The following is a 24,896-nucleotide window of genomic DNA, read 5'->3' on the forward strand; positions in this document are numbered from 1 at the left end:
TGTTTTATTTTCTTCAATAAATGGTTATTGATTACAGGTACTTTTATTGTAAAGCATTTTTATGTAAAATGAAGTTAAAATTTAGATATCAACCATAATCTAGTTTTGGTAATTTATCCTTATGACACTTAAGCTACAATAGTTTTTCAAATTACCCCAACATTACCTATACATCAATATTATATTTTAGGTTGTGAGTATAGTATTTTTATGATTTGTTAAAAGATCAAAATCATTATTAACGATTGTTTTTATTTGAAACTAGTGCAATTTTTTAATTTTATTGATTGTCGTATAGTTTTTGTTGTGGTTATCTATTGGTAAAATGGAAAGAGGCATGATTATATTTGAGAAACCAAAAAAACAACTAAAAAATTGACACAAACTCACTATCAAATTTATGAAGCTATATAACTATTTACTCATCATAAAAGTTTTGAATGAGTAGGTTTGAAAAACCTCAAAAACTTTAAAATAGTATCACTGTATCTTAGACAGTCGATTTTAAATAAGTAACAAAAAAAACCTTTTAACCCTAATTATTTAACTATTATGAAAACTACAAACAGTAGCACGATTCCGTGGCTGCATTACACAACTCATTTTCAAATCGTATTAATTTTAATCTTTTTTCTAACTATAGACAATTTATGCGCCCAAGTGAATACTGGAGGGAACTCTAACACTTCGAACCATGGCAAGCAGATTATTGGTTATATTACTAATTGGGATGCTTGGAAACAGCCTACAGCAGGAGTACCAGCTCAGGGAGCATTAACTCAATTGAATATAGACTATTCTAAATATACAATTCTTAACTATTCATTTTTTGGAGTAGCTAATGATGGATCCTTACATAGTGGAGATCTTCGAAATAAGCAAATATATCAGCCAGGAGCTGTGCAACAACCTGGGGATATACTATATAGTGACGTATATAGTAGTTGGGATTTTTATATTCTGTTTGGTGAAGTAGAACCCATACAGTATATCAGTGAAGCAGTAAAGAAAAGAGCTGAAGCACTAGGATATCAGGTAACTGTAGGTGGAAATACCTGGAGTCACCCAGAGTGGGGGCTAAGTGGTAATCTTCCACTGCCACTTCCTAAAGAAGGTAGTGATGGAAAAGGATTATTAGAACTAGCTCACCAAAACGGAGTAAAAGTTATGGCCTCTATTGGTGGATGGAGTATGTGTAAGCATTTTCCAGAAATGGCGGCAGACCCTGCTAAAAGGGCACGTTTTATAAAAGATTGTAAAAAGCTCATTAACATGGGGTTTGATGGAATTGATCTGGACTGGGAATACCCTGGGCCATTCCCTGGAATGAATTTTACAGGAACAAATGCGGACTATGTTAATTTTGAGAACTTAGTTCAGGAAATTAGAAATGCAATAGGCCCAGATAAACTAATTACTGCAGCTATGGCTGCAGATCCTAAAAAAATTGAAGGATTCAATTGGTCCAAGTTAGTCAGTACTATGGATTATTTTAATATGATGACCTACGATTTCAATGGAGGATGGTCTAATAAGGCAGGGCATAATGCACCTGTATATCCTTATGATGGGGCAGAGGTGCCCGATTTTAACTGGCAGTCTACATTAAATAAGTTAACTTCTAAAGGAGTACCTTCTAATAAAATAAATTTTGGAGTTCCGTTTTATGGTAGAGGTGTAGTGACTAAAGGAAATGCTGCACTTAATGCCACTACTGTTAAAAGAAATGTTACTATACAACCCGATGGTCCTGTAAGTACAGCTGCCGATTATACAAATTGGCCACAAGAAGTCTATGATGGTACACCAAATTACTTTTTTATCAAACAAAAAACTGGGGGAGGAAGTGGCTGGACACGACAGTGGGACGACCAGGCTAAAGTGCCTTATATGACCAAAGGTAATTTCTTTTTGAGCTATGATGATGAAGAATCTATAGGAGTTAAGGCAAAATTTATAAATGATAATAACCTGGCAGGTACCATTGTATGGACAGTCTATGGGGATTTGGAAATGAGTGGCTCAGTTCAATCTTTTGGTAACAAACTGAAAAGATGGTCAAATGTGAAATCACCACTAGTTAATAAAATAAATGAAGTATTTGCATCAGGAGGAACAGGAAATCCTCCTCCAACGGTTTCAATTACTTCACCAGCTCAAGGAGCAACATTTATTGCAGGAGCCAATATCAATATCAGTGCAAATGCCAGTGATAGTAATGGAAGTATTACTCGTGTAGAGTTTTATAATGGATCTTCTTTATTAGGACAAGATAATAACGCACCTTATACATATAACTGGAACAATGTTGCTGCAGGAAATTACTCTATTATTGCTAAGGCTTATGATAACGAAGGGACCAGTACATCATCATCTGTTTCCATTACGGTAAATGGTACGGGAGGCAATAAGCTTCCTATAGTAACAATTACAACTCCTCAATCTGGTGCAATCTTTACCGCTGATGCAACGATCAATGTTACTGCTAATGCTTCAGATACAGATGGTACCATTAGCAAGGTAGAATTTTATAACGGAAACAGTTTATTAGGGCAGGATACCAGTAGTCCATACAATTTTAATTGGAACAATGTAGCAGCAGGAAGCTATACTATTAAGGTAAAAGCTGTTGATAATGAGGGTGGTGAAGGTATTACTTCTGTTTCGGTTACTGTAAATGATAATAGTGGAAGCTCTTGTACAGCACCAGCTTGGGTATCAGGACAAGCTTATAATGGAGGTGATATAGTTTCCTATCAAGGACATGAATATAAGGCCAAATGGTGGAGTAACCAGAATCCCGTTGGAAGTACTGAATGGGATGATCTGGGAGCATGCGAAGGAACCCCTCCGGATAATACTACTTGTACAGCACCAGCCTGGGTATCAGGGAAAGCTTATAACGGAGGCGAAGTAGTTTCTTATCAAGAACATGAATATAAAGCTAAATGGTGGACCAATCAGAATCCAGTGGGGAGTACTGAGTGGAAAGACCTTGGAGTCTGTACCAATGGAGGAGGGGGAGCACCTCAAGTTTCGTTAACATCACCTAATAACGGACAATCTTTTATTCAGGGAAATACTGTTGCGATTAGTGCTTCAGCTTCAGATAGCGACGGTACTATTACCAAAGTAGCATTCTACGTAGATGGTAGCATGATTGGTCAGGATACCACAGCTCCTTATACCATTAATTGGACGGCTGCCTCTGGTAATCATAGCATAACAGCTAAGGCAACAGATAATAGTAACAAAACAACTACTTCTACAGTAGTAAACATTAGTGTTACTTCAGATGGGGGATGTACTAATAATGGTTTTAAAGTGATTGGGTATATGCCTAGCTGGCAAGGTGATGCAAATTCTATTCAGTATGATAAACTTACACATATCAATTATTCGTTCTTACTGCCTAATAGTAATGGAAGTCTGCAACCTTTGGAAAATGCTTCAAAAATGCAGCAAATAGTTACAAAAGGACATGCTCAGGGAGTAAAAGTATTGATTGCTGTAGGAGGATGGATGAATGGTAATGATTCTGCCTTTGCAACATTAGCTGCTAATCCGTCTACAAGAACAACTTTTGTTAATAATCTGGTCAACTTTGTAAATCAATACAATTTGGATGGCGTAGATATGGATTGGGAATATCCTCGTGAAGGAAGTGAACCTCAAAATTTTGAACTCTTAATGCAAGAGCTTGGACAGGCAATGCATAGCAGAGGAAAATTATTAACTGCGGCTGTAGTAGTCTCAGGATGGAATGCCGATGGAGTATTGAATGGTGTATTTGATGATGTTGATTTCTTAAATATCATGGCATATGATGGGCCTGATCATTCAACAATAGCACAAGCTAAAGGAGGATTAGATTATTGGCTGGGTCGCGAACTACCAAAATCCAAAGCCGTACTCGGAGTTCCTTTCTATAGTCGTCCGCAGGCACAAAGTTATGCGTCTTTATTGGCCCAAGGAGCAAGCCCTAATAGTGATTCTTTCCAAGGAAATAACTATAATGGAATCCCTACAATAAAAGAAAAAACCAAAATGGCAATGCAACGAGCAGGAGGTATTATGATCTGGGAACTATCTCATGATACTAACAATCAGGCAACTTCATTACTCACAGCAATTAATCAAGTTGTTGGTAATCCATGCAGTAGAAATAATACTTCGTCTACAGCCAGAGTAGCTAATATTGTAAATAAAGAAGTTAGTAGTGTAGACATTTATCCTAACCCAATTATTGGAGATTTGATGAATGTAAATATTGAAACTTCTAAAGTTAATTCACATTTCAATTTACAGATATTCAATGCTAGTGGAATCAAAATGTTAGATTTTAAAAGTACACTTACAAAAAAAGGAAATAACTACAAATCTTTTGATGTAAGTAAACTTCAGGAAGGTCTATATTTTTATATCATTTCTTTACCTAAAGAAATCATAAATGGTAAGATTATTATAAAACGATAATCTAGTTTTTAACCATTCGGTGACATACTTAATTTAGGTATATCATCGAATGGTTTTCTTATTGAACTCGTCTTGATTTTTTATGATATCTTACAAAATCACGAAAGAATGCAATTCTTAAAATCTAATTTATGAACATAAATAATAATATTATAGTAAAATATATTGCTGTACTTCAATGTGTTTTTTGGATGCATATGGGATGTATCACATATGCGCAAACACCTGTGACACAAAATGGACAACTTCGTGTGTGTGGAACACAACTCTGTAACCAGTATAATAAACCTATACAGCTTAGAGGTATGAGTACTCATGGCATACAATGGTATGGCTGGGATAATTGTTTAACAGAGTCATCACTTGACGCTTTGGCATATGACTGGGATGCCGATATTTTACGTATCTCTGTATATGTACAGGAAGGAGGTTATGAAACAGATCCTGTAAAATATACCAATCAGGTAAGTCGATTAATTAATGAAGCTACAGAGCGAGGAATGTATGCGTTAGTAGATTGGCATCAATTAAGTCCGGGAGATCCTAATACCAATTTAGAAAATGCAAAACGATTTTTTACTGATATTGCCAATTTACATAAGGATAAAAATAATATCATTTATGATGTTTGTAATGAACCTAATGGTTCTGGTGTTACCTGGAATCGTATTAAAACCTATGCAGACCAGATCATTCCGGTTATTCGGGCAATAGATAACGATGCTGTAGTCTTGGTAGGTACCCATGGATGGGCAACCTTTGGAGTTTCAGGTGAAGGAAATTTACAAGATGTGATTAATAATCAATTACAGTTTGATAATATAATGTATACCTTTCATTTTTATGCAAAAAGTCATAGAGATACTTACTTAAATACATTGGATAAAGCTTCAAATCAATTACCTGTATTTGTAACCGAATTTGGAAGTCAGGAATATACTGGTGATGGTCCCAATGATTTTACAATGACCCAGCGATATATCGATCTTATGCAACAGAAGAAAATTAGCTGGACTAGTTGGAATTATTCTGATGATTTCAGATCAGGAGCTTCGTGGAAAACAGGTACCTGTTCTGAAGGTCTCTGGACTACTGATAAACTCAAAGAAGCGGGTAAGTGGATACGAAATAAAATAAAGTTTCCGGCCGATGATTTTCCGGGAGGAATAGGAAATTCTCCTCCAACGGTTTCAATTACCTCACCAAATCAAGGAGAAACGTTTATTGTAGGCGCAACGATCAATATTACTGCTAATGCTTCAGATACGGATGGTACCATTAACAAGGTAGAATTTTATAACGGAAACAGTTTATTAGGAAAAGATACCAGTAGCCCGTACAGTTTTGATTGGAGCAATGTAGCAGTAGGAAGCTATACTATTAAGGCTAAAGCTATTGATAATGAAGGAGGAGAAGCTACTGCTTCTATTTTGGTTACGGTGAATGATAATAACGGAGATTCCTGTACGGCACCAGACTGGGTATCAGGACAAGCCTATAATGGAGGTGATATAGTTTCCTATCAAGGACATGAATATAAAGCCAAATGGTGGAGTAACCAGAATCCCGTTGGAAGTACTGAATGGGAAGATCTGGGAGCATGCGATGGAACTCCTCCGAATAATAATACTTGTACAGCACCAGCCTGGGCGTCAGGGAAAGCCTATAATGGAGGTGATGTAGTTTCCCATCAAAAACATGAATATAAGGCTAAATGGTGGACCAATCAGAATCCTGTAGGAAGTACTGAGTGGAAAGATCTTGGTGCCTGTACCAATAAAGGAAATAGAGCAACTCGAGTTTCGTTAACGATTCCTACTAACGGTAATGATGGTGTAGTGACAACTTCAAATATAAGTATGATTGAAAGCAATAAGAAATCTGATCGAGATATCGATGTAAAAGTGTTTCCGAATCCTTTTGAAGACTTGTTGTATATACGCTTACCTAAGATTTTGTCTGAAACTTATAAGATAACATTGTATAATAGTACGGGGATAAAAGTATTAGAATATCAGGAAAGTAGTAATAATAAGATCATCAAAACTTTTGATTTAAATACACTTGAATCAGGACTATACTTTTATAAGATCAAATTATACGATGAGACTTATTTAGGAAGGATTGTTAAGAAGTAAAAATGATCTAATTAATTTAACACACATTCAAACTTACTTGTTAAGGCTAGAGAGATCAAATAAAATTTGTTGATGAGTCGACAGAAAGCAATATCGTACTATAGTTATGATGGTTCTTGAATTTTGGAAAATCCTGGGCTCTTTTAGTGTCCAGGATTTTTTATGATATCACAATAATATGATTGTCTTTTCATTGGTTTGAAAATAGTGCGAAACTCCTGCAATTTTATATAATCTTTTAGTAATACTAAAAAAATCTATAGTTTAGATGATGTCAAATCACATTAAAAAAAGGCCATAGATTTTAAACTATTTTACCTGCACTTGCTTCCCACAAAAAAACTGGAAATATACAATCATCTCTCAATGTTGCCCCACCAAAACGCCATCGGAAAGGTAGTAAATCGATTTGAGGAGCAATGAAAAACCATCAAACAGATACTATTGGCAGAATAATCCTTGTCAAATAAACTAAAGAAAAACATTTCGAAATCCAATGAAATAAATCAAGTAAAAAGAAAAACTATAAAAAAGTAAAGGTAGTAGCCTAAGCTACTACCTTTAAATCACATTTAGGTTAAGTTTTTGTGATCCTTATTAAGGATATCATATATTTTCATCTAGTTATTTCTTAATAAATCGTACTATATTACCTGTATTAAGATCTTTAACTAGATAAATACCAGAATTTAATTGTTCTACATCAATTCTACTTGGAGTTTGACCATCTTTAAGATTTCCTTTCATGACTTGTTTTCCATTAATGTTATATACTTTAAAAGAAGTCTCCTTAGAAAAACCTCTTAGATTAAGAATCTTCGATGTGGGGCTAGGGTAAGCTATCAGTTGTGTATTGATTTGCTTCTCATTCGAAATTTTGACATTTCCTAACCAGGTGATTTTGATCCAATTAATATTCCATCCTCCAGATTGAGCAAATAATCCTAATGAATATGTGCCTGCATTAGTAGATACAGTATGCGAAACTGTCGTCCAATTTTGCCATCCTCCTGTATTAGGAATATTTACTTTACCAAGAACCGTTGTTCCTGCATTAAAATCGGCAGATAATACACCCTTATCTACAGTACTAGCAACACGATATTCTATACGGTAATTCCCCGAAGATGGAAAATTAACGTTTGTATATACCATCCAATCACCTGTATCTATATAACCTACATTTTCTCCACCTTCTGAACAATTTTCCGTTTGTACGCCTGACATATTAGAATAATTTTCGGCTTCTACAAAAATATTAGATTCACCACCACTTGATTTAGAAACCTTAATAGACGTCACTTGATCATTGAAACCATCGTCAACCAGACAACTAGTATCACCTCTCTTTACAAGTGAAGTTCCTGTAAAGTTATCATCAAAATAAAGTGTAATTTGATACCCTGGCTTTACTTTTAATGAAGATATAGCATTATCCTTAGCTCCCAATCCAAGTAATTGGTCTTTTGTATACCTACCTTCTCCTAAACCTACAGCATATCCTCCATACGAACAGTCCTCATAAACAGTAGCCACTCCTGAATTATTTCCTCCGGGATTAATCGGAAGTCCTTTTGCCTCACGAAGAAGTTGGAAAAGATGATCTGGACGCACTACCTCATAATTACCATTGAGAGAACTAGCTACATTTTTAAAGTTTGATGGTTTTACATCTGACCATGGTTGTGCTTGTATAATGATAAACCTGGGTTCTGCTCCATTCCATCCTGCTGCTGCAGAAGCAATATGATCTTTCATTACTTGTTCTCCTGTACAGTAATTACATGAAAGAGGCTTACCTGGAAGGCTTTGGTTATAAATACTAAGAGACCCACCAGTATTTTGACCTGTTATACCTAATAACGACGGAGTATGTGTAGCATAACTTTCTCCAACATTTTGATTAATCCCTCCTGTTATGGTGTTCCAAACAGTCACTACTCTAAAACCTGCACGATTATTATACTCTTCTGTTTTAGCTAAATATTCATTTAAAGAACTTTGATTAGGAAAACTATTAGGGTAGGTGTAGCCCAGTCCAGAAGGGCCAGAAATTAGATTATCGTTTTCTGTGGCAGTTTCATGATAAAAATTTAGAGCTCCTGGCATTGCATCAAGCATAGCTGGAGACAAAGTCCATCCAATAGGAACCGATCCACGATCAGGATTATTCCATAATTTACGCATAAGATGTTCAACATACTGCAAGTTATCGCCGTCACTTAATATAAAAGCGACATAGATTTTATTTTTCAATATTGGTTTTGCAGGTATTGGTTTAACATTGACCTTACGAGGCATACCGCTATGCACTGTTAAATTGGTGCAATAATCACTAGGAATAGTAGCAATACCATAGCTAGATGCTCTTGTAATACCTACACTTTCTTCTGGCCACCAGCCCATGTAATTAGCTCCGGCAGGCATAGAAGACAAAAAGCTATTGAGTAATTTACTCTCTTCTGATACTTTTGGATCGAGCCAGATTACAGCAGTACCCAGTGCCGATGCATATTCACGTAATGAAGCTTTATGTGCTTCGGGATTTAAACCTATCAATAGGCGGTGATCAATATTAGACCAATAGGTATCATAGAGTGTTTGATAAACTTGTATTTTACTACTAAATTGCCCTCGCAAATCAAGTAAAATAGGTAGATTATAAGGTGCTGATGTTAACCTTGATAATAATGATGGTGAGACAATAAGAGCTTTTTTATTTTTTGCTAGCATTGTTGCTAAATTGACGGTATGTATTTGTGCAGGATCATAAACAATCAAGCCAGAAATTTCATTAAGATACTTGGTGATAAGCTCCCATCTGTCTGAATGTTCTGTCCAACTTAGTCCTAATGACTGTAACCATGTATATGGTCCTTCTGCTAATGCATCACCCTCATAAGAAAAGATACGCGGTTTTATTCGATTAACAAGACCTTTTAGAGATGCGAATAAGTACATCTCATCGTCAGAGTTGTTTTGTTGTACACTAACCCAATCAATCTTTGTATAAGCCTTACCATGCCAAAATACACGCAGTTCAATAGCTTGATTATCTGCGGGCATTATAAACGGTAATTTAAAATTTGTATAATTTCCGGCTCCAGAAAATTGCTGTCGAGTAATTGTTTGAAAAGCAAGCACTTTTCCTGTAGTGTAATTCCTTACATCTATATCAACTATAGCGTCATTATTGGCTGTATTATTATCAACCTTCATTCTAAACTCTGCTGTATTGGGGCCTGCAGGAATACTTTTGTCATAGGGTCCGTATGCCATATGATCATTTGGTGCATCAATCCCAGTTTGACAAAGCCAACCATCTGTCTCCAAACGCCCAGTCTTATGACTAATTGATGTTCCTTCTGCTTCCCAACGCCAAATTTTTCCATCTTGCACAGTTGATCCATTAAGGATTATTAAATCTTGATGTTGTGCTGATGGTGAAAATGAAGGAAGAATTTGATTACTCGGCCATGTTATTTGAGCCTGAGATGAAAAAGTTAATAAAAGAAAAATCAAATAAAGAACTGAAGTCACTTTATTCTTTGGTTTTAAGCGATTGTAATTTTTCATGATTCATTAATTTTAAAAATTATCTAAGTTAGTTTAGGTGCCAATTGTAATTTGTGAATCATCCAATGTATATGATAGTATTACAAACTGAATAATTCTTTAATTGCAAAAAAAAAAATGAACTGTATAGGTTAATTACTCTAAATTTTTATGCTACAAAGAAAATGGTAGGAATTCCAATTCCAATTTCATATTGGAATGAAGGAAAGAGGCTTTAATTTCTAATAAAACCAAACCTCCGTAGTCATAAATGCAGAGGTCTGATTTTAAACTTATTTTACTTTAATCCAAGCTTATTTTTTTAATAATTTAAGACTGTGGTTATTAGAATTACTGTATAATTTTAAAAAATACAGTCCTGTTTCTTGCTGACTCAAATCTATATCGATTACTAACGTATCTTTGCTTATTGATTGATTAAGAATAACTCTTCCTGATACATCTAATACTTTATAAGCATGATAATGTTGTCTTGATGGTAATTGTATATGAGCTTTATCTATTATTGGGTTTGGGTATACAAAAACTTCAGAACTTTTATTTCTGTTATTTTGAAAATCAAAGGATTTGATATTGTTACAAGATCCTACTATAAAATTGTGAGGATTCCCTGCAGTATTATTCTCTCCTCCAGTCGGTAAACTATATGTGTAGTAGAAATGAACTTTTTCTCCATTACTTGCATTTATTTGATGAGCAACATTTGGAGTAACACTATGTCCAGGGTATGGCCCTGTTGCAGAAACACCATAATATAAAATACATACTCCATTACCCATTCCGGTTATTTCTGGTATAAAAGTAATTGTAGGGTTTTTAATGTCTGATGAAATCGCATAGCTATATTGTCCATTCGTTGCAGTTCCTGAACAAGTGTCGGTATTATCCCCTGTAGTAACTTCTCTAAATTCTACGAAGTTCAAGTTTAATCCGCTAGCGTCAAAAACAACACGTAATTGGTGTAACCCATTACTAACAGGCACATTGGTAATAGTTACTGTTTGATAATTTTGCCAACCTCCTGTTACAGGTACTGAAGTCTGATCTGTTATTGAAACTCCATCCAACTCTAAATGAAAACTTCCATTTCCACTAGGTGAGGCTACTCTAAAATCGATATCAAATTTACCTGAAGTTGTTGTACTATTAACAGTATATTCCAACCATTCTCCGGCTCCAATCCATCCTATATTATAGCCTCCTGAAGCATCTCCTGTTACCTCAATATCTACATCGTCATTTTTATAGGCTCCTCCTGTATTTCCGGTATCTAAGTCGTGGTATCCAACGCCTTCTCCTCCTTCATTATAATCTTCAACCTGAACAATACCGGGCAAGTTAATTCCTGTAGGGTTATTATTTCCTACGACAGTTATATCAGCGTTACCAGAAATCGAACCATGTGTTGCTGTAATTGTGTGAGTTCCTTCTAATGATCCTGTAAATAAACCTGTTGAACTAATAGACCCTCCTGTTGTATCCCAAGTATAGGTAGCATCATATGCGTTTCCAAATTGATCGTATCCCTGAGCAGAAAACTGTTGTGTTTGTCCTAAATCAATAGTACCGCCAGAGGAGGTAACTGTAATAGAAGACAACACTGGGGGGCTTGTTGATCTGGGTCTCTAGTTAAAATTCTAAGGTTATCGATATAAAACGTATCTCCGGATTCTTGTCCCGGGTTAAAAAGCAAAACTATATTGTCAACTTGTTGATCAGTGACAATCAAATCGGGAGTAGCTGTTAGAACAAACTCTAAAGTATGCCAGCTATTTTGTTCTTTTACAGCAGCTTGATAAATACTATGCCTACCAGAAGGATAATTTTCTGTATTAGATAAAGATCCTGCTTCTAATTGCCAGCTAACCACGGTGCCTACCGGAGCACTAGTATATACATCCATTGCAAATCTTTTTTCTTTTGCAGTATAAGAACTGGCATCCTTTATATATCCTGTATCAAAAAACAAGACATCATATTTTTCGGTAGTATCCCTTACATATTGCCCTGCTAATGACGAATTATTTACAGTATTAGCTCCTGGATTTCTAACATTGGCAGTATATACACCTGTTGTAGTAGTATTTAATGTTAAGTTATTAGATCCATTATAATCATGAATCATTTCTGAAAATGTATACGTAGGAGGTAATTTGGTCACCCCATATCTGAAATTATCAAAATAATAAGTCTCTGTTGTATTAGAACCGGAATCAAAAAGTATAGAAACCTCATCGACAGAAAGATTAGAAGTCGCACCATCAGGAGATGATGTATAACTAAAAGCAACAGTATGCCATGCATTTTGTTCTTTTACAACACTACTATATTGACTATTTCTACCTGCCGGAAAGTTATTGGTCGAAGCTACTTTGTTTTCTAAACTAATTAATATTTCAGTACCTACAGGTGCAGATGTATAAACATCCATAAAGAAGATATTATCTTTATTTATAAAAGGACCTGTATTTTCCAGTACATCTGTAGAAAAACTAACCACATCATATTTCTCAAAAGAACCTCTTACATATTTAGCAACATTAGCACTATTATTTATAGTATTAGGGTTGGGATTAGTTACGTTAGCGGTAAATTCTCCATTTTCGAAAAAATTAGTCATCTGATTAACTCCGTCATAATTAGCCATAATTACCTCATCTAGTAAAACAGGATCAGGAGCATCCATTTTTCTCATATTATCTATATATACAGTATGGTCTGTATAACTATTAGGGTCAATCAATAGAACCAATTGGTCTGTTTCAAAAGCTCCTACACTAGTATCTGGCCTATCTACTAATTCGAATTCTAAAGTTTCCCATTGGTTTTGTGTTGTAGTTTTAGCACTATATCTACTATGTCTTCCTGAAGGCCAATCTCCCGAAGAAGCTGTGCTTTTTTCTATTTGTAGCATAAATTCTGTACCAATGGGAGCATCACTATAGACATCTAGCCAAATCGTTTTTTCTCCTGAAGTATACTCTAAAGCATTTCCGATATTTGATGTAGTCATGTATAAACCATCATATTGGGCTCCTGCTGCTCTTATATACTTCCCGACAGTTGAAGAGTTATTGGTTGCGTTTGATCCCGGATTGGCAACTGACTGACTTAATGCTCCATCAGTTTTTGATGTATATGTTAAATTTCTATTTCCTTCAAAATCGTCATAGACAAAATCTAATGTTTTTTTTGGATTTACCGAAACACTCATTTTGTAATTATTAATGCCACAATTGGGAGTATTTACACTAACCTTAACATCTCCGCTAGTAGTACCCCAGTTAACCAAAATCGATTTAGTCCCCTGTCCAGAAGTAATAGTTGCACCGTTAGGCAAAGTCCAATTATAAGAGGCTCCGGTTATTTGGGTTATGGTATATGTTTTTCCGGTTTCTCCTTCATATACTTTATTATCTCCAGTAATTTGAGTATTAAATGTTCCGTTATATACACGAACATAATCTACCTCCATCTGAGTAGGGTAGTCTGCTGGTGATGGAGCAACATTACCTGTATATGGAGTTCCTAAACCACCTACTGATACATTAAGAATAATGTACCAATCTCCTTGATCAAAAGGCCAGGGGTCAACGGTATTTGCTTTAGTAACTGTATGATATAGAGTATCATCTACATACCATCTTATAACCTCTGGTTCCCATTCTACCGCATATTCATGAAAACCTGCTGAGAGATCTAATCCAGCATGATACTCTCTACCGTTATATTGATGACCGCCATTATTATAATGTACAGTTCCTCCTATATTTGTAGGATTCTTATGTTGTGCTTCCATAATGTCTATTTCTCCGGTAGACGGCCAGTTACCATTTTCTGGCAATAACCAAAAAGCCGGCCATATACCTCCGGCAGAAGGAAGTTTAATACTTGCTTCATATCTACCATATTTAGAACTAAACTTACCTGAAGTTATTAATTTTGAAGAGGTATATTGTTTTCCTCCATAGTTCTCAAGCTTTGTAGTAATAACTAATTTGCCATTCTGAATTGTTGTATTTTCTGATCTAAAATACTGTTCTTCGGCATTACCCCATCCACAGATCCCAACATTACAGCCATCTCCAATGTCAAATTTCCATTTATTCAAATCAACAGAACTACTTGAGAACTCATCATTGAAGATAAGTTCTGAACATTGTGAATATCCATTTGTTACCAAAAATAAATACAATATCATTTGGATAACGATTATTTTAAATAGGGTGTTTCTTTTCATAATTAAAAATAGTTTACGTTAAATGTTATATAGTTACAATAGTTTCATTCATGGTAAGCTCTATTATAGATAAGCATGACTAAGAATACTCAACTCTCAAACGACTATTGTTTCAGAATCAATATTATTTATTGTAATTCAAAATTAGATTCAATTGTTTTATTAGAACTTCCTCCTACAAAGACTTTAAACTCCCCTGGTTCTACAACCCATTGACCACTATTGTCATAAAACCCTAAAGTTTCAGAATCTAATTCAAAATGTATTGTTTTAGTCTCTCCCGGTTGTAATGAAATTAGTTCAAAACCTTTTAATTCTTTTACTGGTCTGGTCACACTGGCAAAAAGATCTCTTATATATAATTGGGCGACTTCTTTTCCTTCGTATTTACCCGTGTTGGTAATATCAACTGAAACTTTTATTTCTGGGTTATTTATAGAAGAGGTGTTATCGACTTCAAGGTTTTTATATTTAAATGAAGTGTAACTTAAACCATGTCCGAATGCATATAATGGTGTGTTTTTCTGATCTGAATAATGTGACCAAAAAACAACATCAGGAGCAGGTAATGTAGGTCTTCCTGTGTTTTTATAATTATAATATATCGGTATCTGTCCTACACTTCTAGGAAAAGTCATAGGTAGTTTTCCGCTAGGATTATAGTCTCCATATAGTACCTGAGCGATTGCATTACCACTTTGTGATCCTAGGTGCCATGCTTCTACAATTGCAGGAATATTCTTATCTGCCCAAGTAATTGCCAACGGTCTACCATTTGTTAGTACCAAAACTATATTAGGGTTTTCTTTATATACCGTTTCTAAAAGTTCTTGTTGTACCCCAGGCAAGCCTATTTCAGTTCTGCTTCGTCCTTCTCCACTTTGAAACCCTATTTCTCCCAAAACCATAATAACTACATCTGCATTTCTTGCTGCTTTTACAGCGTTTTGAAATTCACTCTTATCCGTTGTATTGATTTTAGTTTCGATTCCAAATTTAGTCTCTCCAATAGTGACATTTGCTCCTTTTGTATATGTTAATATGTTATCTTCATACTTTTGCATTCCTTCCAGAACTGATATAGCAGAATTATCTTCGGCTCCTATTCGCCAGCTGCCCAGTGGACTATTTTTATCACTAGCCAATGCTCCTATTAAAGCAATTTTTTGCCCTTTCTTTTTTAATGGGAGAGTACTATTCTCATTTTTTAAGAGTACAATTGATTTTTTAGCGATGTCTAAAACTGTTTTGTGATTAGAGGCACTTCCAATTATTTCTTCTTCTCTTTTTTTATTGCAATATTTATATGGATCATCAAAGAGTCCTAATTCAAATTTTATTCTTAAAACTCTTCTGGCGGCATCATTTATTAATTTTTCATCAATTTTTCCTTCTTCAACCAATTCGGCTAGATGGGCAGCATACAGATATGACTCCATGTCCATATCAGCCCCACCTGATATCGCCATTTCTGCTGCTGCTTTTCCATCTTTAGCATATCCATGTGCGACCATTTCTCCAATTGAGCCCCAATCCGAAACTATAAATCCATCGAATTTCCAATCATTTTTAAGAATATCTCTCTGCAGAAATTTATTACCAGTTGCAGGAACTCCATTAAGTTCATTAAATGAGTTCATAAACGTTCTAACTCCGGCTTTTATAGTAGCTTTAAAAGGAGGGAAGATGATATTATTTAATGTAGATGTTCCTATATCTACGGTATTATAATCTCTCCCGGATTCTGCAAATCCATATCCTGCAAAATGCTTGGCACACGCTACTATTGTATTATTTGCTGAAAGGTCATCTCCCTGAAAGCCTTTTACTCTTGCTTCTGCAATTTTAGACCCTAAAAACGGATCTTCTCCTGCACCTTCCATGACACGTCCCCATCTGGCATCTCTTGAAATGTCTACCATTGGTGCAAATGTCCAGTTTATACCTGCTGCAGATGCTTCTTGTGCAGCCACCTCGGCAGATTTTTTGATGGCTTCCATATCCCAACTTGCAGCTTCTGCCAGTGGTATTGGACTTATTGTTTTATATCCATGAATTACATCAAAACCTATGATTAAAGGAATTCCTAATCTCGATTCTTCTACAGCGATCTTTTGTACTGTTTTGACGTCTTTAACTCCTCTTACATTGAGCATAGATCCTACCAAACCTTTACGAAGATGATCATACTTTTTTGCAGCAATCCCTTCTTCTGGTTTTGGACCAGTTAAATCCCAAAAACCATTATATTGATTCATCTGCCCGATTTTTTCTTCAAGTGTCATTATTGAAAGCAGAGAATCTACTTTTGCTTCTATAGCTTTATTTAACTCGACAGAATTGATGTTAGAAACTAAAGGTTCACTAGTATTTACCGATTTCTTACAGCTTACCAGAAAGAAAATCAAAGTAATTACTATAAAATTGATATTGTTATTTCTCATTAATAGTTTAGAAATTTTGATGTGTTGACAAAAAGTTGGAAGGGTTATTTGAGGATGATAACCCTCCAACTACGAATGAATTAAAAAACTAATCCATACTTTTTATTGATATACTTTTACATAATCAATTTCCATAGTTGACTCAGTGAATGTTGGGTCTATAGTTTCTCCCATATTTCCTCCCATTGCTATGTTGAAAATGATAAATTGATTAGCATCAAAGGGCCATGTAGTGGCATCTTTGATGGTTGGGTTATACGTGTAATGTATTTCATCATCAATCAAAAATGATATCTCATCTCCAGACCAATTCACAGAATAGATATGAAATTCGGAAGATACATTACTTACTGTTGTACTACCTGTATTTACTGTGTTTCCACTACTTGATGTTGTGTGGATTGAACCATGAATAGTATTTTGATTATTTCCTACATGCTCCATAATATCAATCTCGCCACAAGCGGGCCATATAGCGGTTTCATAATTAGCGCCCAGCATCCATAAGGCTGGCCAGGTACCACCTCCTTCAGGCAATTTGGCCCTAACATCTATTCTTCCATATTTGAAATCGTATAATCCTTGTGATTTAATCCTTGCCGAAGTATAATTACTACCACTATAGCTTTCGGATTTTGCAGTAATTTTTAGCATTCCATCTGCAACGATTATATTATCTGTTCGATTTGTATAATATTGTTTTTCATTATTTCCCCAGCCGTTAGTTCCTGTACCTAGATCATAGATCCAATTGGCTGCATTAGGAGGTCCGTTAGTATTAAACTCATCAGACCATACCAGATTTGTATAGGTAACATCAACTGTATTACCTGTAGATGGCTCTTCTGAGGTTATTATAAACCACCAGTCAAATTCAGTATTACCATCTGTTGTTCTTAGAAGTAATTCATTTTTAACAGAACGATCAAAAATTTCGTATGTATGAGTGCCGCCGGTATAATAACCTATAAAACCTAGTCCTGTTAAGCTTATTGTTTCGATACCTCCTGGGGTTATTAAAATCCAGTTTTCGGTATAATCGCTATATGTATAGTTTTCGACATCATCTCCATTTACAGTACCTGAACCCGAACCTAATTCATCAATAAGTCCTTTACGACCAAAAACGGTTCCTGTAACATCTTCTGTAGGATCATCATTTGTATTGTTTGTGATATGAGTAAATGTTCCATCAGATTTAAAAACATAACGATCATCATACATTCCGGTAAGTTCTTTTTCATCCGGATTAGCACTAAACCATTCAGTTGGGGTTGTGCCACCTACGGGACCGAGGCCGAAATGCCCCTTTTTTTCAGATTTAATTCTCCAGGTTTTAGAACCGTTTCCGATTAATTTTTCTAATAAGTCAACAGGCGGTGAATAAGTAGCTAACACATTAACAGCTATAGATGTCGAAGAAGAAATCCCTCCGGTGCCATAAGCAACAGCAGATACATTGTAGGTGTTTACACCTAAATCTGAAAAAATAACTGATGCTGAACCTAGTGGAGCGACAAACTCATTACCGTTATATAGAATTTTATATGAGATCGCATTGTCAGCTTTAACTTTAAAATTTACTACGCCACTCCCGTCTCCATTAGGATTAGTATTATTAGCTCCTACAATCTCTACTGTTATTTTTATATTGGTAGGGGCGATTATTGCTCCTGCCGATAAATCATCTTCCTGACATCCTGTAAATGCTATCAACATTACAAGAAAATATGTTAAAATAAAACTACTGTTTTTCATGCTTTTTTTAGTTTCTTAATTCTATACCATCATAATAATATTCAGTGCCTGTACCACTGTTTCCAAAATCAAAGAAGATTACTATTTTTACATAATCTGCTGCAGGAGCGTCACTAAAGTCATATATAAGCTCTTCCCAATCATTTGTAATCGTATTGGTAATATCTACTTCATGAGTTATACTTGCGTCAGCATTCTCTAATTTCAACTTAATTACAACACCAGATGTTGGAGAATACGTTAGTACTCTTATCTTATTATATGAAGTTAAATCGAGCGGTGATACTTCAAAAAGAGCACCTGCCCACGTTTCTGATCCAGATGTTTTTGTTAGCTTTGCAGCAGTTGCTGTTGAATTTATTCCTCCTGTATTAGGATTTGATTCTACTGTTATATCTGCAATATTTCCAAATACTGTAAATGTTGGGGGAGTGCCTTCAAAATCTTCAATGGGTAGAGGGACTAATTCTATATTGTCAAAATAATAAGTATCGTCATTTCCTGAATTTCCAAAGTCAAAAAATAATACTATTTTGTGATACTCTTTTGATAAATCCAAAGCACCAAAGTTAAATACTAAAGTTTCCCAACCGTTTGCAACTGTATTGATAACATCTACTTCTATTGCGGTGTCAGGGTCGGTAGCATTTTCAAGTTTCATTTTTACTGTAATTCCACTACTTGGAGACCAGGTGTTGATCTTTATGCTGTTGAGTGAGGAAAAAATTATCGGGTCATCTAATTGTAAAGCTGTTCCTGCCCATACTTCTGATCCATTTTGTTTAAAAAACCGACCTACTGTAGCACTAGTATTGATGGTAGATATATTTGGATTAGCCACTACTGATCCTGTTGCTCCTCCAAAATCAATATACGTATAATTTAAGGATGTAGATTCAAAATCAATTGGTAACACTAGTGGGTTAGCAATTAATATTGTTTCAGTAACCTCTGTTGTTACTGGTCCTGAGCTGAAAGCAACTATTCTAATTTCTTTATTTCCAGTAGTTTGATATGTGTGAGATATGGTACTATCTACCATTAATTCTGTAGGTGTTTCGTTAGGGATATCACCAAAATGTACTTCGAATTTAGTAGCATAATCGGCTGTTGCCGAAACATTTATAGTAAATGTGTCTCCTGGATTGATAGTGATTTTTGGGACTAAGTTTTCTGGGGCTTTAAAAGAGACTACTACATCTTGTGTTACTTCTGTCTTTAATCCTGTAATACCAGTGCCTACCAATTTTAAAGTGTAAGTGCCATCAGCATATATATGCGTTATATTTTCTCCGAGATTTACTTTTACCGGCTCTTTGGTGTCATCTCCAAAATGAATAGTAAAGAATTCTACAGCATCCCCATTTGGAATTATTGTAACCAATCCAGAATTATCTTGTGTAGTTTGTACTAATGCAGATATATTAGATGGAGCGTCAATATTGTCTAGAAAATCAACAGTATCATCATCGTTACAATTCCAAAAGAGTAGTACTGATAATATACTTAAGCCGACTGTATATTTTAATGTTTTCATCTGTTTCAATTTACTGTTTTAGTATCCTGGATTTTGTGACCATCTATTACCTGTCAATTGTATTTCTATTGCTGGTATTGGAAATACTTCGTGTTTTCCTTCAATAAATCCTGGTATTTCCTGAGCAGCTCTACCAGTTCTAACCAAATCAAAAAAGTGATGTCCTTCTCCTACGAGTTCTACTCTACGTTCCTGATATATTGCATCTGTTAATGTATTTCCTGTTGTGGTAACATCGGCTAATGAAGCTCTTGTTCGTACTCGGTTTAGATATATTTGAGCTTGACCATTATCACTTGGTGTTTTTCTATTGTGGGCTTCTGCCGCCATTAATAGTACATCTGCAAATCGAATTGCTCTGTAATTATTTGGGTTTGTTAAATTAGCATCTCCAGTATTTAGATCACCTTTACGAGCAATATATTTTCGATTAAAATATCCGGTGTGTTCGAAACCTATAGAAAAAGTAGCTCCGGTATCGGTCGCCCATGCATTGATATCAAGAATGGCTACATCTTTTCGTATATCACCAGTTTCAAATGCATCAACGACTTCCTGAGTAGGTACATTAAAACTAAAACCGGACTCAAATAATGGTCCTGAATAATTTCGTACACCATTGAAACCAATAGCTACATTACCTTCACTACATTGCAAACATTCAAACCCTGCGCCTTCTTTATCTGTATATTGAATTTCGAAAACAGATTCTATATTGTTTTCTCCTTCATGTTCAAAAATAGAATTATAGTCGGTTACCAAATCATAAGGACCTGTGATAACCTGATCTAAAACGGTTGCTGCTTCAGAGAATTTATTCTGAAATAGATATACTTTCCCTAATAATGCAAGCGCTGCTCCTTTTGTTATTCTGCCTACTTCTGCTTGAGTAGCTGGTAAGTTATCTGCTGCGAATTGCAAATCTTGCTCCATCAATGCATATACATCTTCTTTTGGTGATCTATCGATATCGGATTCTTCTCCGAATAGAATTCTTTTATCAATTGCTAACGGCACATCTCCAAACCATTTTACCAATTCGAAATAATAATATGCTCTTAGAAATCGTGCTTGACCAATTATTGCTTCTTTTCCGGGGAAATCAATTTTATCTTGAAATTCCATAATGAAATTTGCTCTATTTACCCCAGCATACATCCAATTCCATATATCTCTGAGTTGTGCATTAACCGGAGTATGTGTCATTTTATCTACTTCTTGTATCCCAGGTACATCTGATGAGCTTTCTCCTCCTGCTACTGTATTATCTGAAGCGATTTCCCCCAACATCACATTCAAGTACGTAGATTGAAGTAGATCATATGCTCCAATTAAAGCGTTCTGATAATCTTCTTCGTTATTAAAAAAATCTTCTGAATTTTGGTTCTCTGAAGCTACATCAACAAAATCATCACTACAAGAGGTTATTATTATTGATAACACAAAAAAGATTGCTGATTTGATACTATATTTTATCTTTTTCATCTAGTTTAAAATTTAAGATTTAGCCCTAATAAATATGTTCTTGGTACAGGATAAAACCCTTGATCTATACCTCCTCCAATTGGTGCCCCTGATGATGCTGAAGGGTCATAGCCTTTATATTCTGTAAATGTGTATAGATTATTTACCGAAACATAAATTCTAAATTTGTCTATACCAATTGATTCTATATGTTTATCAGACATTGTATACCCTAGTTGTACATTTTGAATTCTTAGATATGAACCATCTTCAACATAAAAACTAGAAAATAGACTATTAGAATTAGGACCTGTAGTCACTCTCGGAAAAGAGTTGGTTGTTCCTTCTCCGGTCCATCGTCCCAAAAAACTATTACTTCTATTTACTAAATTTTGATTACGCTCATAATTTCTTACGATATCATTACCTAATGAAGCATAGGTATAAGAAGAAAAATCAAAATTCTTATAGTTAAATCCAACATTAAGCCCCATAGTTATATCTGGAATAGGGTTCCCGATATTGGTTCTATCATTAGAATCTATTTGTCCATCTTTATTAACATCTACATATCGTAAATCACCTGGAGCAGCATTGGTTTGAGTAGCGTGATTGTTTACTTCTGTCTGATTCTGAAAAATTCCATCTGTTTGTAATCCATAGAAATATCCAATAGGTTTACCTGTTTCCATACGTGATGGTGGGTCTTGACCTACACCAAATGAGCCTCCAAGAACAATGTCGTTTTTGCCACTAACAGTTATGACTTCATTTTTTAGTGTTGTGATGTTGTAATTGATATTGAATTTATAAGTCTTAGAAAATCGATCGTTGTAACTGATCTGAAACTCGTATCCTTTGTTTTCTACAGTTCCTGCATTGATTACGGGAGGTGAAGAAGCTGGAGCTGCAGATCCCAGAATACCAGAAACAGGTACAATTACTAATAGGTCTTCGGTACGCCTTTTAAAATAATCAAATGTAATCTTCAGCTTATTATTAATAAACCTTGTATCTAAACCTATATCCAGCGTTTTTTGTTTTTCCCATTTAATTTTGGGATTAGAAAGTGCTCCTATAGCCAATCCATTAACTATCTCACCATCTATTACATAAGTACCTTCTCCATTTAGTAAAGACACAAATCTATAATCAGGAATTCTATCGTTACCTATAATACCATAACTGGCTCTTAACTTAAGAAAGTCTAACCAACTAGAAGCTTTCATAAAAGATTCATCTGATACTATCCAACCAATAGAGCCAGAAGGAAAATATCCAAATTTGTTTTCAGGACCGAATTTTGTGGATCCATCTCTTCTTATAACGGCTGATAACAAATATTTACCTTTAAAATTATATTGTAACCTTGAGAAATAAGACAATAGCCTGGAATCAAAATCTCTACTTCCGTTTATATAGTTATCGATTACATCAGAAGCTTGTGAAATATTGGCATTTGTATAGGAGTTATCTGGTACATCATAACCAGTAAAACTAGTGTATATACCTTCGGTTTTAAAAACAGACATCCCCAAAAGCACTTTTAAATTATGATTATCGGCAAATGTATTATCGTAGGTTATAAAATTATCCCAGGTATAATCCCTAAATATATCTTCATCCTCAGTAACATTGTTCCGATCTACATTGAATACTTTACCGGAGCCATAAAAAACTTCTGGGAAAAACTTTTTTCCTGATACTTCTGCATAATTAAATTGAAAGTTTGATTCTACAGCAAATTTTTGTAAAAAATTATATTTCAATCCTATTGTAGCTCCTATTTTATTAACTCTGTTATCGTTAAATGTGTTTGCTATTTGTGCTACGGGATTAATAACTTCATTACCTAATCCTTCAGCCAATGTATAGTCTCCATTTTCATCTCGTACAAGTAAATTTGGACTCATGTTTAATGCATTAAATAAAACCGAACCCAATGCATTCTCTGGCAATGTCTTTCTATTAGTTTGTGTGAAAATTGCTGATGTGGATAATCTAAAATTCTTTAAGAATTCTAAATTATACTTCATTCTTCCTGTAAAACGGTTGAAATTAGTATTACCTCCTCCAACAATTCCATCTTGGGTTAAATAAGAAGTTCCTGCAGCATATGATGAATTCGTTCCACCACCATTAGCACTAAAATTGATATTAGAAATCACAGCAGTTCTAAAAATTTCATCTTGCCAATCTGTTCCTCTTCCTAATATAGATAAATCAGAAAACGGTGGTGTGCCTCCTCCGGCAGCAAATGATTCGTTAATAATTATTCCGTATTCTGTAGCGTTAAGTGTTGGTATCTTTCTAGTAGCTTCCTGAAAACCTGTATATGAATCTAGTTGAAATTTTAGATCCCGGTTTTTTCTTCCTGATTTTGTAGTTATAAGTATCACTCCATTAGCAGCTCTAACACCATAGATTCCGGCAGTAGCATCTTTTAATACATTAATACTTTCTACATCATTAGGATTAAGTACGCTTAAATCTTCAATTACGTTTCCATCAACTAGAATTAAAGGTTTGCTATCTACATTTGTAGATATTCCTCGAATAGATATTGTAGAGGTGCTTCCAGGAGAACCAGACTGAGAGGTTATATGAACTCCTGAAACTTGCCCCTGAAGAGCTTGCTCAATTCTTACGACATTCGCCTTTTCTATGTTTTCTGATGTTATAACCGATACAGCCCCTGTTAGTTCTTTTTTCTTTTGAGAACCATAACCAATAACTACTATTTGTTCTAGGGATTCATTCTCTTCGTCAAGTATTATATTAATAATAGAATCTTCTCCAACAATTATCTCTTGAGAAGCGAAACCTATATAGGAAAATGAAATAATATTACCTTTAGATATATTGGTTAAGAGATAGTTTCCATCAAAATCAGTTGCGACTCCATTATTAGTATTTTTTACAAAAACATTAACTCCTGGTAGTGGCATACCATTATTATCTACTACATTACCTCTAATTTGAGTTTCTTGTGCATTAATAAATGTTGTTAAAAACACAACTATTAAGAAATACATATTCTTCATCTATCTTTTTGTTTGATTTATTCAAATCTAAAGACAAATGTTGAAGTAGCTTCAGGATAAACCACAACAAAAATCATACAGGATTAAAAAAATGCTAATAAATTATGATGTTTGTCGGTGTAATAATCAATAATAGTAACAAATGTTTGGCAATTTTGTTTTTTCTGAAAAGTAGAAAAAAATCATAATTATAATCCAATCCTAATACTTGAGTATAGG

Annotated in this window: 10 protein-coding genes; 2 read left to right on the top strand and 8 right to left on the bottom strand. The window is 34.8% G+C overall.

The window, feature by feature from the left end:
• The first annotated feature begins 552 nt into the window (after positions 1-552).
• Complete coding sequence (locus tag ATE84_RS10835; protein WP_101447970.1) at positions 553-4,476, top strand: glycosyl hydrolase family 18 protein; 3,924 nt, start codon at positions 553-555, stop codon at positions 4,474-4,476.
• A 131-nt stretch (positions 4,477-4,607) separates the two neighbouring features.
• Positions 4,608-6,614: a cellulase family glycosylhydrolase gene (locus tag ATE84_RS10840; RefSeq protein ID WP_101447971.1), complete on the top strand. Its 2,007-nt coding sequence runs from the start codon at positions 4,608-4,610 to the stop codon at positions 6,612-6,614.
• A gap of 624 nt (positions 6,615-7,238) precedes the next feature.
• Here the strand turns inward: ATE84_RS10840 and ATE84_RS10845 are convergent.
• The 8 genes from ATE84_RS10845 to ATE84_RS10880 all read right to left on the bottom strand — a co-directional run bounded on the left by ATE84_RS10845 (position 7,239) and on the right by ATE84_RS10880 (position 24,677).
• On the bottom strand, positions 7,239-10,190 hold the full coding sequence (locus tag ATE84_RS10845; RefSeq protein WP_101447972.1) for a carbohydrate-binding protein: 2,952 nt from the start codon (positions 10,188-10,190) through the stop codon (positions 7,239-7,241).
• 293 nt (positions 10,191-10,483) lie between these two features.
• Positions 10,484-11,788, bottom strand: a complete 1,305-nt coding sequence (locus ATE84_RS10850) for a carbohydrate-binding protein (protein ID WP_158237224.1) — start codon at positions 11,786-11,788, stop codon at positions 10,484-10,486.
• The gene (locus ATE84_RS10855; RefSeq protein WP_101447974.1) at positions 11,743-14,430 is read right to left on the bottom strand and encodes a family 16 glycosylhydrolase; all 2,688 of its coding nucleotides are present in this window, start codon (positions 14,428-14,430) and stop codon (positions 11,743-11,745) included. Before ATE84_RS10855 ends, ATE84_RS10850 begins: the two co-directional genes overlap by 46 nt.
• 128 nt (positions 14,431-14,558) lie before the next feature.
• Positions 14,559-16,874, bottom strand: a complete 2,316-nt coding sequence (bglX, locus tag ATE84_RS10860; RefSeq protein ID WP_101447975.1) for a beta-glucosidase BglX — start codon at positions 16,872-16,874, stop codon at positions 14,559-14,561.
• Positions 16,875-16,976: 102 nt separating this feature from the next.
• Positions 16,977-18,632: a family 16 glycosylhydrolase gene (locus tag ATE84_RS10865; protein WP_101447976.1), complete on the bottom strand. Its 1,656-nt coding sequence runs from the start codon at positions 18,630-18,632 to the stop codon at positions 16,977-16,979.
• Positions 18,633-18,639: 7 nt separating this feature from the next.
• Positions 18,640-20,169 carry a hypothetical protein gene (locus tag ATE84_RS10870; RefSeq protein ID WP_101447977.1) on the bottom strand — a complete coding sequence of 510 codons (1,530 nt, stop codon included), beginning with the start codon at positions 20,167-20,169 and terminating at the stop codon, positions 18,640-18,642.
• An 18-nt stretch (positions 20,170-20,187) separates the two neighbouring features.
• Complete coding sequence (locus tag ATE84_RS10875) at positions 20,188-21,654, bottom strand: RagB/SusD family nutrient uptake outer membrane protein (RefSeq protein WP_101447978.1); 1,467 nt, start codon at positions 21,652-21,654, stop codon at positions 20,188-20,190.
• A gap of 5 nt (positions 21,655-21,659) precedes the next feature.
• On the bottom strand, positions 21,660-24,677 hold the full coding sequence (locus tag ATE84_RS10880) for a TonB-dependent receptor (RefSeq protein WP_101447979.1): 3,018 nt from the start codon (positions 24,675-24,677) through the stop codon (positions 21,660-21,662).
• Positions 24,678-24,896: the final 219 nt, after the last annotated feature.

It is taken from the genome of Aquimarina sp. MAR_2010_214, from assembly GCF_002846555.1.
Classification (GTDB): domain Bacteria; phylum Bacteroidota; class Bacteroidia; order Flavobacteriales; family Flavobacteriaceae; genus Aquimarina.

Excerpts from the sequence above, each read along its gene's own strand:
- ATE84_RS10835 (WP_101447970.1), top strand. The coding sequence starts at position 553 with ATGAAAACTACAAACAGTAGCACGATTCCGTGGCTGCATTACACAACT.
- ATE84_RS10840 (WP_101447971.1), top strand. The coding sequence starts at position 4,608 with ATGAACATAAATAATAATATTATAGTAAAATATATTGCTGTACTTCAA.
- ATE84_RS10845 (WP_101447972.1), bottom strand. The coding sequence starts at position 10,190 with ATGAAAAATTACAATCGCTTAAAACCAAAGAATAAAGTGACTTCAGTT.
- ATE84_RS10855 (WP_101447974.1), bottom strand. The coding sequence starts at position 14,430 with ATGAAAAGAAACACCCTATTTAAAATAATCGTTATCCAAATGATATTG.
- bglX (WP_101447975.1), bottom strand. The coding sequence starts at position 16,874 with ATGAGAAATAACAATATCAATTTTATAGTAATTACTTTGATTTTCTTT.
- ATE84_RS10865 (WP_101447976.1), bottom strand. The coding sequence starts at position 18,632 with ATGAAAAACAGTAGTTTTATTTTAACATATTTTCTTGTAATGTTGATA.
- ATE84_RS10870 (WP_101447977.1), bottom strand. The coding sequence starts at position 20,169 with ATGAAAACATTAAAATATACAGTCGGCTTAAGTATATTATCAGTACTA.
- ATE84_RS10875 (WP_101447978.1), bottom strand. The coding sequence starts at position 21,654 with ATGAAAAAGATAAAATATAGTATCAAATCAGCAATCTTTTTTGTGTTA.
- ATE84_RS10880 (WP_101447979.1), bottom strand. The coding sequence starts at position 24,677 with ATGAAGAATATGTATTTCTTAATAGTTGTGTTTTTAACAACATTTATT.